Annotated in this window: 12 protein-coding genes; 2 read left to right on the top strand and 10 right to left on the bottom strand. The window is 42.3% G+C overall.

Annotated features, from left to right (window positions below; genetic code table 11):
• Positions 1 to 10: 10 nt before the first annotated feature.
• The 10 genes from BLS59_RS15780 to BLS59_RS15735 form a co-directional block, all read right to left on the bottom strand.
• Entirely contained in the window at positions 11 to 847 is an 837-nt protein-coding gene (locus BLS59_RS15780; RefSeq protein WP_091150329.1) for an SDR family NAD(P)-dependent oxidoreductase, read from the bottom strand.
• 82 nt (positions 848 to 929) lie between these two features.
• Positions 930 to 1829 (bottom strand): helix-turn-helix domain-containing protein, encoded by a 900-nt coding sequence (locus BLS59_RS15775; RefSeq protein ID WP_091150327.1) that lies wholly within the window; start codon positions 1827 to 1829, stop codon positions 930 to 932.
• 170 nt (positions 1830 to 1999) lie between these two features.
• Complete coding sequence (pgl, locus tag BLS59_RS15770; RefSeq protein WP_091150325.1) at positions 2000 to 2740, bottom strand: 6-phosphogluconolactonase; 741 nt, start codon at positions 2738 to 2740, stop codon at positions 2000 to 2002.
• Positions 2741 to 2850: 110 nt separating this feature from the next.
• Positions 2851 to 4368, bottom strand: coding sequence for a glucose-6-phosphate dehydrogenase (gene zwf / locus BLS59_RS15765; RefSeq protein ID WP_091150323.1), 1518 nt, complete (start codon positions 4366 to 4368; stop codon positions 2851 to 2853).
• A gap of 119 nt (positions 4369 to 4487) precedes the next feature.
• On the bottom strand, positions 4488 to 5918 hold the full coding sequence (gndA, locus tag BLS59_RS15760) for an NADP-dependent phosphogluconate dehydrogenase (protein WP_091150321.1): 1431 nt from the start codon (positions 5916 to 5918) through the stop codon (positions 4488 to 4490).
• Positions 5915 to 6541 (bottom strand): HAD family hydrolase, encoded by a 627-nt coding sequence (locus BLS59_RS15755; protein WP_091150319.1) that lies wholly within the window; start codon positions 6539 to 6541, stop codon positions 5915 to 5917. The genes gndA and BLS59_RS15755 overlap by 4 nt, the downstream gene beginning before the upstream one ends.
• Before the next feature lie 11 nt (positions 6542 to 6552).
• On the bottom strand, positions 6553 to 7644 hold the full coding sequence (gene tal, locus BLS59_RS15750) for a transaldolase (protein WP_091150317.1): 1092 nt from the start codon (positions 7642 to 7644) through the stop codon (positions 6553 to 6555).
• A gap of 188 nt (positions 7645 to 7832) precedes the next feature.
• Positions 7833 to 8540, bottom strand: a complete 708-nt coding sequence (rpiA, locus tag BLS59_RS15745) for a ribose 5-phosphate isomerase A (protein WP_091150316.1) — start codon at positions 8538 to 8540, stop codon at positions 7833 to 7835.
• 98 nt (positions 8541 to 8638) lie between these two features.
• Positions 8639 to 10642, bottom strand: a complete 2004-nt coding sequence (tkt, locus tag BLS59_RS15740; protein ID WP_162842654.1) for a transketolase — start codon at positions 10640 to 10642, stop codon at positions 8639 to 8641.
• 26 nt (positions 10643 to 10668) lie between these two features.
• Complete coding sequence (locus BLS59_RS15735) at positions 10669 to 11424, bottom strand: ROK family protein (protein ID WP_091150312.1); 756 nt, start codon at positions 11422 to 11424, stop codon at positions 10669 to 10671.
• Between the two features lie 367 nt (positions 11425 to 11791).
• Between BLS59_RS15735 and BLS59_RS15730 the strand changes: the two genes are divergently transcribed.
• Positions 11792 to 14257, top strand: a complete 2466-nt coding sequence (locus tag BLS59_RS15730; protein ID WP_091150310.1) for a DUF2339 domain-containing protein — start codon at positions 11792 to 11794, stop codon at positions 14255 to 14257.
• Positions 14220 to 15464: a DUF3999 family protein gene (locus BLS59_RS15725; RefSeq protein ID WP_091150308.1), complete on the top strand. Its 1245-nt coding sequence runs from the start codon at positions 14220 to 14222 to the stop codon at positions 15462 to 15464. Before BLS59_RS15730 ends, BLS59_RS15725 begins: the two co-directional genes overlap by 38 nt.
• Positions 15465 to 15577: the final 113 nt, after the last annotated feature.

Raw genomic sequence — 15577 nt, 5'->3', positions numbered from 1 at the left:
ATGTTAATAGTTAGTCGAAATCGGTTGAGCAGGTAAGATTTTCCCATTGGTGGATCTCTTTGTACAAGGCATCCATTTTTGTTAGGGCGCGGTTATAAGAGTCGCCGCCTAATAAGAGGTATAGCGGTGGGTTTTCCTCAGATGTAATTTTGATGATAGATAATGCGGCTTTCTCCGGATCACCCGCTTGCTGACCATCCATGTTTTTATATCTACAGTGCGATTCTCTGACAGCGCTGTAATCTGCAATAGGGTTATTGGTGATAGCCAGCGAATCGGGATTAAGAAAACTTGTTCTGAAGGCGCCCGGAGCAACCACGGTAACATTTATACCAAATTCCTTTACATCGGCAGCCAATACTTCTGATAAGCCAATTACCGCATATTTGGCAGCGCCATAAATTGCCCAGCCCGTACCTGGCGAAATACCAGCTATTGAAGAAATATTAATGATATGACCCGAACGCTGCTTGCGCAGGTAAGGCATTACATGCCTGATTACATTAAGAGTAGCAAATACGTTAACATCAAAAGCCTTGCGAGTTTCTTCATCAGAAAGTTCTTCGACGGCCCCGCCAATGCCATAACCGGCATTATTGATCACTACATCAATTTTGCCAAATGTTTCATAGGTGTGCTGCAGGGCAAGTGATACACTGCTTTCATTTACAAGTTCAACTTGTAAGGGTAAAAAATTAATACTGTTTGAGCCAACTGCTGCAGTTAACTCTTGTTGATTGCGGGAAGTGGCGGCAACAAGCTGACCAGCATCCAGTAATTGTTTTACTAAACTGAGCCCAAATCCCTTTGAAGCACCAGTGATAAACCATACTTTTTTGTTGTCCATGTTTTTTGTTTGTTTGATAAAACAAAGGTACTATGGCAACAAAGGGAAAGCATTACGCTATTCAAACCAATGGTTACAAAATTCAAACATTCCTGAATGAAGAGGGCGTAATTTGGGTTTGCTTTTTGAAAAAGTTATTAAAATGAGTGGGCTCTTCAAAGCCCAGGCAGTAGCCAATTTCAGATATATTCCAATCGGTGTGCTTTAATAATGATTTGGCTTCGCTCAGCAGGCGGTCGGCAATATGATCAGTTGTGGTTTTGCCGGTAGTTTCGCGAATAGCCCTGTTCAGGTGATTTACATGCACAGATAAACGCTGTGCAAAGTCATTAGCCGACCGCAAGGCAAAGCGCTGCGATGGCGTTTCTATAGGAAACTGACGTTCCAGCAATTCGGTAAATACAGATGTTATCCTTGATTTTGCGTCGGCATGCTTGTACACATTCTCCGATGGATGGGTTTTAAGGGCATAATAAGCCAGCTCGGTAACGTAATTCCTGATCAGATCATATTTAAAGGCGTAATCGGAGTTTATTTCCTCGGTCATTTTCAGGAATAAGCCACTCACATATTCATCCTGGGCATCATCAAGGGCATACACCGGCTTGGCATTAAGCGCAAACATGGGTAACTCGCTTAACCCGCCCCTGAATCTTTCGGCAAAAAACGATTCGGTAAAAATGCAGAAGAAGCCTGTACGGTCGTCGGACAGGTTTTCAAACGTATAAGGTACCAGTGGGTTAAAAAACATTAACGAAGTGCCGGAGAGCGTAATACTTTTATCGGCATAATGAATCACGTTTTCACCACGCATCAGGCTTATTTTATAAAAGCTCCTGCGGCTATATGTTACCGGTTTTGCATTGGGGCCTATGCAATCCTCAATCTTAAAAACATTAAAATGACCGATATTCTGCTGCAGGTTATCAGGCAGCCATTCGAACTTATTTTTGTAGAAATCTTCAAGTGTTTCTATTACCATACTCAAAGTTACAAAATTCAAACTTTACCGCAAATACTATTACGCATTATTAAACTACTATGGCATTAGCAGTAAGCGTACTTTAACGCATACATGAAATAAAAAAAGCCGTTCCATAATTAAATGGAACGGCTTTTTTTAAGAAATGCAGGTAAAACCTGTATTTACGATTATTCTTCGTCTTCTTCCTGTGGCAGGTTAGCAGCCGCAGGTTCGTCAATAAACCATTCTGTTTCACCAGAAATGGAATCTATGAGCTGAGCAGGGTATTCTTCAATGTCTTCATCATCTTCCAGTACATGGTGCAAAGCTTCTGCTTTACCTTCGCCATAAACCAAGAATGCGATGTAACGGGCATCATTAATTAAAGGTGCATTAAGCGTAATACGCCACACCTGCTGATCCTCTAACCAAACTTCTTTTACGCCGGGGGTTGTATCATGTAATACTGGTGTATGCGGAAACAGGGAGGCTGTATGCGAGTTATCGCCAAGACCAAGCAATACTAAATCAAAACTCAGTTCACCATCGTCAAAAAAGGCGGAGATCATCTCCCAGTATTTAGAAGCGGCTTCGGCAGGCTCAAACGTTGTATCAACCGGGAAAATCTGTACCGGGCTTATCAGCAACGGATCAAACAAGGCTTTTTTTGCCATCAGGTAGTTACTATCCTTATGGTCCTGAGGCACGTTGCGTTCATCGCCAAAAAAGAAAAATACCTTTTCCCAGTCGAGCTGATCAGCATATGAGGTAGAAGCCAGCAGCTCATAAAGTTTTTTGGGCGAGCTTCCACCTGATAGGGCTACGGTAAATTTGCCCCTTGCAGCTATCGATTCGCTGCCAATTTTAATAAAGTAATCTGCCAATGCGGTAAGCACCTCATCGGCAGTGTTAAAAATGTTTACATTCATAGGTTATTCTTTTGGTCTGTGGCCGGTAGTCTGTGGCCGGAGATCTGAAATTAATTTGCACTATTTTTAACTTCATACCACCGGCCACCGGCCTCACACCACAAACTTATTTAGTGTTTTTTACCGTTTACAGGCAAGGTAAACCAATTAAATCCGTCGCGGGCAATCAGCGCCTCGGCAGCTTCCGGGCCCCATGAGTCGGCAGAATAATTAGGGAAATTAAGGCTCTTTTTATTTTGCCATGTACTAAGAATAGGCATAACCAAATCCCATGCTGCTTCTACCTGGTCGCCACGCATAAACAACGTTTGGTCGCCCATCATAGTATCCAGTATTAGTGTTTCGTAAGCTTCGGGGGCTTGGTTTGTGTACGTGCCTTTATAGTCAAATACCATATCAACAACGTTTAATACCATATCAATTCCGGGGCGTTTAGCCTGTACCTGCAAACGAATGCTCATTTCTGGCTGAATACTGATGATCAACCTGTTTTGCTGCCAGCTTTCGGCGGCCTCAGTAGGGAATATCAGGTGCGGCACATCTTTAAACTGAATGGTAATAACTGATGACGACTGGTGCATTCTTTTACCTGTACGCAGGTAAAAAGGAACTCCCTGCCAGCGCCAATTGTCAACAAAGAACTTGATGGCTGCAAAAGTTTCGGTATTTGATTCGGGGTTAACTTTAGGTTCTTCGCGGTATCCCGGTACTTCTTTGCCCTTCATCCATCCGCTGCCGTACTGGCCCCTAACGGCCGAGTTACGCACATCTTCCGGGGTAAACCTGCGCATTGCCTTTAACACATCAACCTTACGGTCGCGCACTTCATCAGCGCTGAAGCTAACCGGTGGTTCCATTGCTATGTGGCAAAGCAATTGCAGCAAGTGGTTCTGGATCATATCGCGCATGGCACCTGAGCCATCGTAATAATCGCCACGTTCTTCAACACCTAACTGCTCGGTAACAGAGATCTGTACGTGCTCAATATAATTGCGGTTCCACAAAGGCTCCATAATGGAGTTTGCAAAGCGGAAAGCCATAATATTCTGTACGGTTTCCTTACCCAGGTAATGGTCAATACGATAAATCTGGCACTCATCAAAAATGCTTGATAACAATTGGTTAAGCTCTTTTGCTGTTTCCAGATCATGACCAAATGGTTTTTCGATGATGATCCTTACGCGTTTTTTATCTTCGGCCAGTTTGGCCTTTGATATATTGGATGCGATAATCGGGAAGAAGTTTGGTGCAACTGCAAGGTAAAACAGCACATTGGCTTTAGTTTTCCACTCGGCATTGTGCTTATCTATACGCTTGCCAAACTCTTTATAAGTTTCTGCATCGGTAGCATCAGATACCTGGTAATAGATATTTTTTACAAAATCAGCCCATTTCTTGTCGTCGGCTTTACCGCTACGCGAAAACTGGTTGATATCGTTATGTAAATTTTCTCTGAACTGTTCGTCGGTAAGTTTGGTACGGCCTGTACCAATAATAGAAAATTGTTTGGGCATCCAGCCATCTAAAAAAAGATTGTAAAGGGCCGGTGCAATTTTCCTTGAATTTAAATCCCCTGTGCCACCAAAAATGATGAATATAGTAGGATCTGTTTTAGTGCTTGTGCTCATTTTATGATTTTTTTAATATCAATTGGTATCAAGTAGTTAGTATCAAGTATCATGATTTTTTATTTCTTGAACTATGCATCCTGTCTTGATACTTGATACTAACTACTTGATACTAATATTTAATCTTCGCTTGGTGCCCATTGCGTATGGAAAGTACCTTCTTTGCCTATCAGCTCGTAAGTGTGCGCTCCAAAATAATCGCGTTGTGCCTGGGTTAAGTTACTTGGCATCCTTTCACTACGGAAAGCGTCAAAGTAACTTAAAGACGCCGCGTAAGCAGGTGCTGCAATACCCGCATTAACTGCCGATGCAACTATTTTACGGATGCCGGGCAATGTGCCTTCAACAAGGGCTGCCACATCGCCATCTAAAAGTAGATGTTCAAGGTTTTTATCTTTGCCGTAAGCACCATAAATGTTCTCCAGGAATTTTGAACGGATGATACATCCGCCGCGCCAGATCTTGGCTATCTCGTCAAGTTTCAGGTCATACTGGTATTCTTCTGATGCTCTTGACAACATGTGCATGCCTTGCGCGTAGCTAATGATCATGGTGAAGTAGAAAGCCTGCTCTAAAGCGGTTAATAATTCCTCTACTTTGCCTTCAATAGCCTGGCGGTCTTGCGTACTGTAAATACCGGCAGCCTTGGTACGTAAAGCTTTGTATTTTGAAAGATCGCGCATAGAAACCGCGGTATCAACCGTTGGGATAGGTGCCTGCAGGTCCATAGCGCTTTGCGATGTCCATTTACCGGTACCTTTTGCACGAGCCTCGTCTTTAATATCATCTAAAAGCAAATGGTCTGTACCCGGTGCTTTAAATGCAAATATATCTTTGGTGATATCAAGCAGGAATGATTGCAGGCGACCATTATTCCAATCGGTAAATATTTTGCCGATGGCTGCATTATCCAGCTTTAGGCCTTTTTTCATTATCTCGTAGGTTTCTGCAAGTAATTGCATTATGCCGTACTCTATACCGTTATGCACCATCTTCACAAAGTGACCAGATGCACCTGGGCCAATATAGGTTACGCATGGCGCGCCATCAACCTTGGCAGCAATGGCCTCAAAAATAGGCTTCATTACATTGTAGGCTTCTTTATCGCCACCCGGCATCATGCTTGGGCCACGACGAGCGCCTTCTTCGCCGCCAGATACACCCATGCCAAAGAAATGCAGGCCTATAGCTTCCAGCTCTTCTACACGGCGGTTGGTATCGGTAAAGTGCGAGTTACCGCCATCAATTAATATATCTCCCTTTTCTAACAAAGGAGTAAGCTCCTCAATAACCGCATCTACAATTTTACCTGCTGGTACCAGCATCATAATTGCCCTTGGCGTTGTAAGGCTTTGTATAAATTCTTTAACATCGCCAAAGCCTTTTACGGCCAGGTCACCGGCTTCGTCATTTAATGATGCTACTTTAGCGGCATCTTTATCATGCCCTGCTACGGCAAAGCCATGATCGGCCATGTTAAGCAGCAGGCTGCGGCCCATAACGCCTAAGCCTATCATGCCAAAGGCATATTTATCTGTTGTTGCGCTCATGTTGTTTTGAGGTTTTCTTTTTTAAGATCTTCTAATATTTTTTTTGTGGTTGCCAGGTCAACGTGCTGAAACGAGCGGATCCCCAATTTTTGGGCCGTGTTAACAAACATCATCCTGTCATCAAAGTAAACGCACTGGTTTGGCTGGGCTTGGGCAATACCCATGGCCAACTGCCAGATACCGGGATCGGGCTTACGCATTTTTACTTCGCACGATGATATAAAGGCGTCGAAACATTCGTGCAGTTTAAATTTACGTACACGATAATCGTTAAGCTCCTTGCCTTCGTTGTTTAGGGAGATAATACGGAAGCCGCAGTCTTTTTTCCACTCTTTTAAAAATTGCAGCATAGGCAATTCAACCGAGGTTGAGAAAATAAATTCCTTAAAATCCTCACGAACAAAATCCCTTGGGTGATTAAAAATAACCGTATCAAGGTATTCATCCAACGTGATGCTGCCAATTTCATATACATTGAAAATGAAATTATGCAGGGCATTTACTTCGGCGTAGTCGAGGTTAAACCTTTTGGCTGCTTCCTCGCGAGCTTCATGCCCCCAACCGTTTGACAGCAAAATGCCACCCACATCAAAAAAGAGGATCTTCAGATCAGCAACTTCCATCAGTTTAATTTTTATTTGTTTTTTTGATCTTCAATAGCGTTAAGCAGTTTTTCAAAAGGCTTGTTAAATTTCTCGATACCTTCATCCTCTAATTGCTGGGTGATGGCGTCAAGATCGATACCTAAGTCTTTCAGTTTTGCTAATGTTGCAGTTGCTTCTGCTAAACCACCTTCTAAAGTGTTTGCAGCAACACCATGATCGCGGAAAGCATCAACAGTTTCCAAAGGAACGGTATCAACAGTATCCGGACCGATCAAAGCCTCAACGTATTTGGTATCTTTAAATGCAGGGTTTTTGCTGCCAGTACTTGCCCATAACAAACGTTGTGGTTTTGCGCCTTCAGCTTCTAATTTTTTCCATCTTTCGCTGCTGAATACCCTTTTGTATATTTCGTATGCTTTTTTGGCTGATGCAATGGCAACTTCGCCTACTAAAGCTTTTTCGCCTTTTGCTTCCAATAAAGGATCAACAATCACATCAATACGGCTCAGGAAGAAACTGGCTACCGATGCGATATGTGCAATTTTGTGGCCTGCTGCCAAATGATCCTCCAAACCTGCAATGTAGGCTTCGGTTACAGCTTCGTAACGCTCCAAACCAAAAAGTAAAGTAACGTTAATGTTGATACCTTTTGCGATTGACTGCCTGATTGCTGCTAAGCCCGGTTGTGTACCAGGAATTTTGATCATTACGTTATCGCGATCAACTTGTTTCCAAAGTAATTCTGCCTGTTTTGCTGTACCTTCGGTATCTAACGCTAAAAACGGAGATACTTCAAGGCTTACATAACCGTCAACCTTGTCAGATTCGGTATAAACATCTTTAAATAACTCAGTAGCTTGTTGAATGTCTTTTACGGCTAAACCAAAAAACAACTCTTCGTTGTTTGCGGCTGTTTTAGCAAGCTCCTTAATATCGTTATCATAATCGGCGCTGCTGGTAATGGCTTTCTCAAAAATGGCCGGGTTTGAGGTTACGCCTCTTACACCATCCTCATCAATAAGTTTTTTTAATTTTCCGGAAGCGATTATTTCGCGGTCAATAAAATCAAGCCAGATGCTTTGTCCGAAATCATGAATTTGTTTTACGTTATTAGTTGCCATTTTTGGTCTGTTTTAAATTTCTATTCTTTAATATTTTTAATGATCCACCTAACCAACCGATAAAATCGATGTGTTTAGTGGATAATGTTGTAAAGTTATTCGTTTACGCCGTTATGTAAAGCTCTTAATTAATATTATGTGTATTGTAAGCATAATATCATTGTTGCGCTATAACAATGTAAACTCTTTTAATCGTTCGATGCTACTAAAATTTCCAGATTATAGCCGATAAAAAGCCCGCTTTCAATAACACCGGTGATCGATTTTATATCCTGCTCCATGCTTTTTCCTATCTCATTAAAATAGCAATCGAATATTAAATTATTGTTTTCAGTGATAATCGGCCCATCCTTGCCTTTTGCCGGCCTTAATACAATGCTGTTGGCCCCCAATTTTTTGAGTTCAGCCTCCACATGCAATAAGGCTTGCGGGAAAACCTCAATCGGAACCGGGAAGTTTGTCCCCAGTTTTTTAACAACCTTTGAGTCATCCACAATAATATAATTTACTGCGCTTGAACTAATGAGCAATTTCTCTTTAAACATTGCCCCGCCCCTGCCTTTTATTAAACTATTGTCGGGGTCAACTTCATCGGCACCGTCGAACAGCCAATCGGGTTTATTCTCAAACAAGGTAGTTAGTGGTATACCCAGCTTGCTGCAAAACATCGAGATTTCCAGCGAGGTTGGGATTGCCAGCACTTTAAGCTTCTCGTTCCTGATCCGTTCGGCAATAGCCAGCAACGCCATGTAAACAGTGGAGCCCGAGCCCACACCCAGCACATCGCCATCTTTCACCTTAGCTGCAATTTGATCAGCCACCTTTTGCTTGCCAGCCGCATTAATGATCTCCGAAGACCAGGAAAGATTTTGTATAAGGTTACTATTCCAATTCATCTCTTAGATATGAGATGTGAGATATGAGATATGAGACAAAGATCCAACTTCGACCGAAGTAAAATCTCACATCTCATATCTCACATCTCAAATCTATTTTACAACAACGCTTTCGCGCGGGCTACTACATTGTCAATTGTAAAGCCAAAGTGCTTGTACAAGTCTTCTGCCGGGGCAGATTCGCCAAAGGTGGTCATGCCAAGCATATCGCCTTCGTCGGTAGTGTATTTATGCCAGCCCATTGGCGATGCCATTTCAACGGCTAAACGTTTCCTGTAAGCTTTAGGGAATACTTTTTCTTTATATGCAGCATCTTGTTTTTCAAACAATTCCCATGATGGGAAACTTACCACGCGGGTTGAGATACCTTCAGCTTCTAATTTAATCTGCGCATCCATGATCAATGCAACTTCAGAACCTGTTGCAATTAAGATCAGATCAGGGTTTTTGCTGGCTTCAGATAGGATGTAAGCACCTTTTTCTAAATCTGATGCTTTACCATATTTATCCTGGTCAAGAATCGGCAGGCCCTGACGGGTGAATACCAATACAGTAGGGCCGCCTTTTTTCTCAACGGCAACACGCCAGGCATGTGCAGTTTCGTTAGCATCGGCCGGACGGATAACGGTTAAGTTTGGTATAGAACGCAGTGAAGCTAATTGCTCAACCGGCTGGTGGGTGGTACCATCCTCGCCTAAACCAATACTATCGTGTGTGTAAACAAATATCGGACTGATCTTCATAATGGCTGCCAAACGGATTGGCGGGCGCATGTATTCAGAGAACATCAGGAACGTGGCACCAAACGGGATAACACCTTTTGTTAATGACATACCATTCATTGCCGAACCCATTGCATGCTCGCGGATCCCGAAGTGGAAGTTACGACCTGCCCTGTTTTCAGATGTAAATGAATCATACTCTTTAAGGTTTGTTTCTGTTGATGGCGAAAGATCGGCTGCACCACCTATAAGGTTTGGCACTGTTGCAGCAATAGCATTTAACACCTTACCAGATGCCTGGCGTGTTGCCATTTTAGGATCGGTTGCTTTAAATACCGGCAATTTATCGGCCCAACCAGCTGGTAACTCACCTTTAAAGGCGGTTTCGTATTCTGCTGCTAATTCCGGATATTTTGCTTTATAGTCTGCAAATAATTGGTTCCATTTTTCTTCTTTTCCTTCGCCTTTAGCACCTTTTTCGTTGTAGTATTTTACAACTTCATCAGGTACGTTAAATGATTTTTCAGGATCGAAACCAAAGAACTTTTTAACCAGTTTAATTTCATCAGCTCCAAGCGGTGATCCGTGTGAACCGGCAGTGCCCGATTTATTAGGGCTACCATAGGCAATAAGTGAACGAACGCGAATGAGTGACGGTTTCTGCGTTTCGGATTTGGCGTTTATTAAAGCCAGTTCCAAAGCGTGAGTATCGTTAACGTCTGATACTTCCTGCACCTGCCAGCCGTACGCACGGAAACGTGCGCTTACATCTTCATTAAAAGCAATATCAGTGCTACCTTCAATTGATATGTGGTTATCATCATACAGGTAAATTAAGTTGCCCAATTGCAGGTGACCAGCCAACGAAGCAGCTTCGGAAGTAACACCTTCCATCATATCGCCATCGCTGGTGATAGCGTAAATGTTATAGTTAAAAAGATCGAAGCCGGGTTTGTTGTAACGCGCAGCTAAGTGTTTTTGGGCGATGGCAAAACCTACACCGTTTGCAAAACCCTGGCCCAGCGGACCAGTGGTAACATCAACACCAGGGGCCAAGCCATACTCTGGGTGACCGGCAGTTTTGCTGTTTAACTGGCGAAATTGTTTTATATCATCTAAACTAAGGTCATAGCCTGTTAAATACAAAAAGCTGTACTGCAATATACATGCGTGCCCTGCAGATAGGATAAACCTATCGCGGTTAGCCCAATCAGGGTTTTTAGGGTTGTAGTTCAAAAACTTCGACCATAAAACGTGCCCCATAGGTGCAAGTGCCATTGCCGTTCCCGGGTGACCAGAATTTGCTTTCTGTACTGCATCTGCAGATAAAATCCTTACGGTATCTATTGCTAATTTTTCTATGTCCTGTGTATTTTCCATTATAATATTGGTATTGTATGATTTTATTACGTTGTTGGGGTTGATACTTTACGTTTAGTTACACTTTCTTCATCGGCAAGCCATAACCTTGCTCCGCCTTTGATACCGTCGGCATTGGTTACAATCTTCATGTTTTTATCCAGCTTAAAATTAAGCTTATCAGAATTGCCTCCGCCTATATACAAAGTATCGTAATTGAATACGGTTTTCATTATTTCAAAAACTTTTTTCATCCGCCTGTTCCACTTTTCTTTTCCTTCTTTTTCAAGCGCGGCTTCGCCAATATATTTATCGTAGGTTTTACCGGCTTTAACGGGCAGATGAGCAAGTTCAAAGTGTGGTAACAGATGGCCGTTCATTAATAACGCGGTTCCAAAACCGGTACCCAAGGTAACCACCATTTCAAGCCCTTTACCATCAACCACTCCCAGGCCCTGCATATCGGCGTCGTTTACCACCTGGGTGGGTTTGCCTAATGCGTCGGTCAGTTTTTTTGTAAGGTCAACATCGGCCCAAAGCTTGGTGCTGAGATTAGGTGCCGTTTTTATGATGCCATTTTTCACATAGCCAGGAAAACCAACAGATATTTTATCATAGGCGGGAAAATCTTTAACCAGCGTTTTTATAGCTTTAATAACATTTTCGGGACTGGCGGGCGCAGGGGTTACAATTTTGTCGTAATCCATTTTAAGCTCCCCTTTTTTATTAAGAATAGTGGCTTTTATGTGCGAACCGCCTATGTCAATAGAAAGAATTTTTACCTGTTTTGAAGTGGTTTCCATAGTATAGAATTTGGCAACGTGGTAAACCCGGCGCAAACCGGGGGATGATTTAGTAATCTTTGGCGCGTAAATATCACATTTTTAATAATATCTGCACATTAAAAATGTGTAATTTATACACACCACTAAACACTACAAGAGTAAAGTTACCCCTGATGTTTGCTTTGTCAACAGAAATTTCAAGTATTTACTTCGATATGGCAAAAAACGGCACATTCTTATGGATTGTGGATAACCGTAAATGAGTAACAGCGCTGAGTATTCAATGTGAATAGGAAAAGAAACACTCCAGCTTTCGTGATATTTATAAATTTTGCTTATTATTTTATAATTCATCTATCTTTAGGCTCTTGCTAAACCTTACAATATGGATGTACTAACCGTATTTTTATTACTGCTGGTTGTTATTTTAATTTTAAATAACAAAAGTAATGTTACCCGCAACATGCAGGATCTTGAACTAAAGATACTGGATTTAAAGCGAATAATTGAACAATTAAGAATAACAATATTAGCCCAGGAAAATAAAAAAACAGAGGACGCTCCTAAGCCAGTTGTGCAGGAAACACCGTCAGTTAAACCCGTGGAGGAATCGGTTACCCCAACACCACCGTCCTCAATTTCAGCAACCGAACTTGAGGTCGAAGCGCTGGCATTTGGCAATGAAGATACTGCACCTATCCCTGTTGAAAGACAGCCGGACGTGATACGTGACGATAGCTCCATCATCAACAGACCGATAAAGGTGGCCGAGAATTATCAGCCTAAACCTCAAAATATTTACCCGCCCAAGCCGCGGGAACCGCAGTTATCCTTCTTTGAGCGCCATCCCGATCTGGAAAAATTCATCGGCGAAAATCTCATTAATAAAATTGGCATAGCTATATTGGTGCTGGCCATAGGCTACTTTGTGAAATTTGCTATTGATAACGACTGGGTTGGCCCATTAGGCCGGGTTGGCATTGGTATTGGCTGCGGCGCTATTTTAATTGCCATTGCCCACCGCATGCGCAACAGCTACAAAGCTTTTAGCTCGGTATTGGTAGGTGGTGGTTTGGCGGTGTTTTATTTCACCATTACGCTGGCCTATCACCAGTTTAATTTGTTTAGCCAAACTACATCGTTTATAATTTTAATAGTCATCACCATTTTCGCGGTATTGCTTTCGCTGCTTTATGATAAACAGGAGCTTGCAGTAATTGCCCTTGTGGGTGGTTTTGCCAGTCCGTTTATGGTAAGTAACGGCCATGCAAATTACAACGCGCTGTTTATTTACCTGCTCATACTAAACATTGGCCTGCTCATTATTTCCTACTTTAAAGCATGGCGGGTGCTAAATATTGTATCCTTCGGCTTTACTGTAATAGTTTTCGGCAGCGTTTTATATACGCTTACCCCGCCTACTTACCATTATGGCTTTATTTATGCCAGCATATTTTACCTGCTGTATTTTGCCATAAATGTTGCGCATAATGTTCGCGAAAACAAAACATTCATTGCATCGGATTTCAGCATACTGCTAACCAACACGGCACTTTACTTTGCGGCCGGCTTATACCTGCTTACGGCAATGCACGCCGAACAATTCCGCGGATTATTCTGCGTAAGTTTAGCGGTGGTTAACCTTGTTCTCTCCTACATCTTATTCCGTAACCGCAAGGTTGATACCAATATCCTTTACCTGCTCATTGGGATAACGCTTACGTTTATTTCATTGGCAGCACCTATTCAACTGCACAGCAACAGCATTACCATTTTCTGGGCGTCAGAGGCGGTATTACTTTACTGGCTGTATCAACGCTCGGGCATTCAGCTGATGAAACTCACTTCGCTGGTAATCTGGGGTGCCATGCTATGCAGTTTAATGATGGATCTGTTCCAGATCTACAGCGACCATTTAATTACACTTACTATTGTTGCCAACAAAGGTTTTATTACTACAGTAGTTGCCGCTGTAAGTTCATTCTTACTATCGATATTAATAGGTCGTGACGAAAACCCACGAATTAAAGGCATCGCCGTTGAAGACCGCATCTTTAGCATAACCGCCCTTGCATTGCTATTCCTGAGCGGCCTTTTGGAGATAAACCATCAGTTCCTGAACCACTTCCCGGGCACTACATTAAATATTTTATACATAATGCTGTATACGCCGGTGTTTATATACGGCTATTACCTTGCCTCGTTAAAAGCCGGTGCATTACGTTTTGCAAACCCGATACGGTTAGGCATATTGCTGCTATGCGTTACTATTTACCTTGCGCTGATGCCGGCATTTTTTGATGTGCTTACAGATATGCTAAGTGGCCACAAACCACCGGCTGGTCATTTTATCGCGCATTGGATATCGGCAGTATTCGTAGGCCTGTTATTTTATCGTATTATCCGCCTGTGCCAAGCCACACTTGATGAAGGCATGAAAACACTCTTTACCTGGCTTATAAGTATCGGCATTGTGGTGTTTTTAAGTTTAGAAGTTAGCCTGCTAAGCAATGTATTGTTCTATAGCAAAATAAAGGATATCGGCCGGATAGAAACCGTATATGTAAAAACCGGTTTACCTATTTTATGGGGACTGCTTTCTTTCTCGCTCATGTGGCTCGGGATGCGTTATAAATTAAAAACAATGCGTATAGTATCGCTAAGTTTGTTTTCGCTTACGCTGATAAAATTATTTGTGTACGATATTGTGGATATACCGCAGGCGGGTAAAATAGCGGCGTTCTTTTGCCTGGGTATTTTGCTGCTTATTATATCGTTCATGTACCAAAAGGTTAAAAAAATTATTGTTGACGATGAGGCTAAAAACAAAGACGATAACAAGGAGTTGTAATATTGCGGTTTTAATCCTGCTGTTTTTTGCGTCTATAAAAACGGCATCGGCACAAAAAACCTTTAAGTACGGAGCTGCATTGCAACAGGTAGATAGCACGGGCTTTTATCGCATTAACCTGCAACCGGCTTTGGTGGCAAAGGCAAAGGCCGATCTGAGCGATATCCGCATAGCGGATGGCAAGGGTAATTTTGTGCCTTACATACAAGCCGGCAGTTTGCCGCAGAAAGATCAGAAAAGCTTTGTTGTTTTCAATACCATTGCCACCCGTCTGCCAACAGATACAGGCACCACTTTTATAGTAGAAAATAAAACAGGCTTGCCGCTCGACCGCCTTTGGATAAAACTGCAAAATACCGCTGTACAGCGCCAGATCAACCTCATTGGCAGCGACGACCTGCAGCAATGGTTTGCCATACAGGAGAACATTCCTTTGCAGGAAGCAGTGCAAAACAGCGAAGGCACGTATATGCAATCGCTGTCGTTCCCGGCCAGCAGTTATCGTTATTTGAAATTGTTGGTGAATGATAAAAGAAGAACGCCCATCAAATTTTTACAAGCTGGCATTTATACAGATTATGCGGCTATTTTAGCCTATACCCAGATAATTCCCGTACAATTCTCCCGTGTCGATAGCAACAAGACAACTTTTATCAACCTTAAACTAAATGACAATTACCAGGTAAATAAACTGCATTTAAATATTAGCGGCCCTAAATATTTTAAGCGTAACATTACTATTTATCAGTTGATAAACGGCTACAAAGAGACGGTTGCAGAAACTGAAATAAGCGCCACCCAAAGCACAGATGTGCTGATATCGGCCAAAACCAACCAGCTGATATTGCAGGTAAACAATGGCGATAATCCACCTTTAACTATAAAAAGTATCGATGTTTATCAATCAGATGAATATTTAATCAGCTACCTGGAGGGCAAACAAAGTTATCGTCTGCTGACTGGCGATTCATCTGCCTTGGCTGCAGAATATGACCTTAAGTTTTTTGCTGATAGCATAAAGGACAACACGCCATTAATTACTCATGATGCGGTTATAAAAAACAATATACAACCACCGGCAGTAGTAAAAAAAGGGCGGGATTATACCGTATTTATATGGATAGCTATTGTTGTTTCGTTAGGTCTGCTTCTATTCCTTACTTTGAAAATGACAAAGGAAGTGGGGAAGAAAACGGGGGAAAGATAATTGCAAGTTCAAGCGTCCATCCTTGAATTGTACCGCAAGTAAGCGTCCACGCTTACCATTGAAAACGGGAGCGTGGACGCTCCATGAAACATTATTCAGGCGTGGACGCCTGA

The sequence above is a fragment of the Mucilaginibacter pineti genome, assembly GCF_900101875.1.
Classification (GTDB): Bacteria; Bacteroidota; Bacteroidia; order Sphingobacteriales; family Sphingobacteriaceae; genus Mucilaginibacter; species Mucilaginibacter pineti.
Note: the sequence above shows the minus strand (reverse complement) of the source record. Positions and strands in the feature narration are given on the sequence as shown.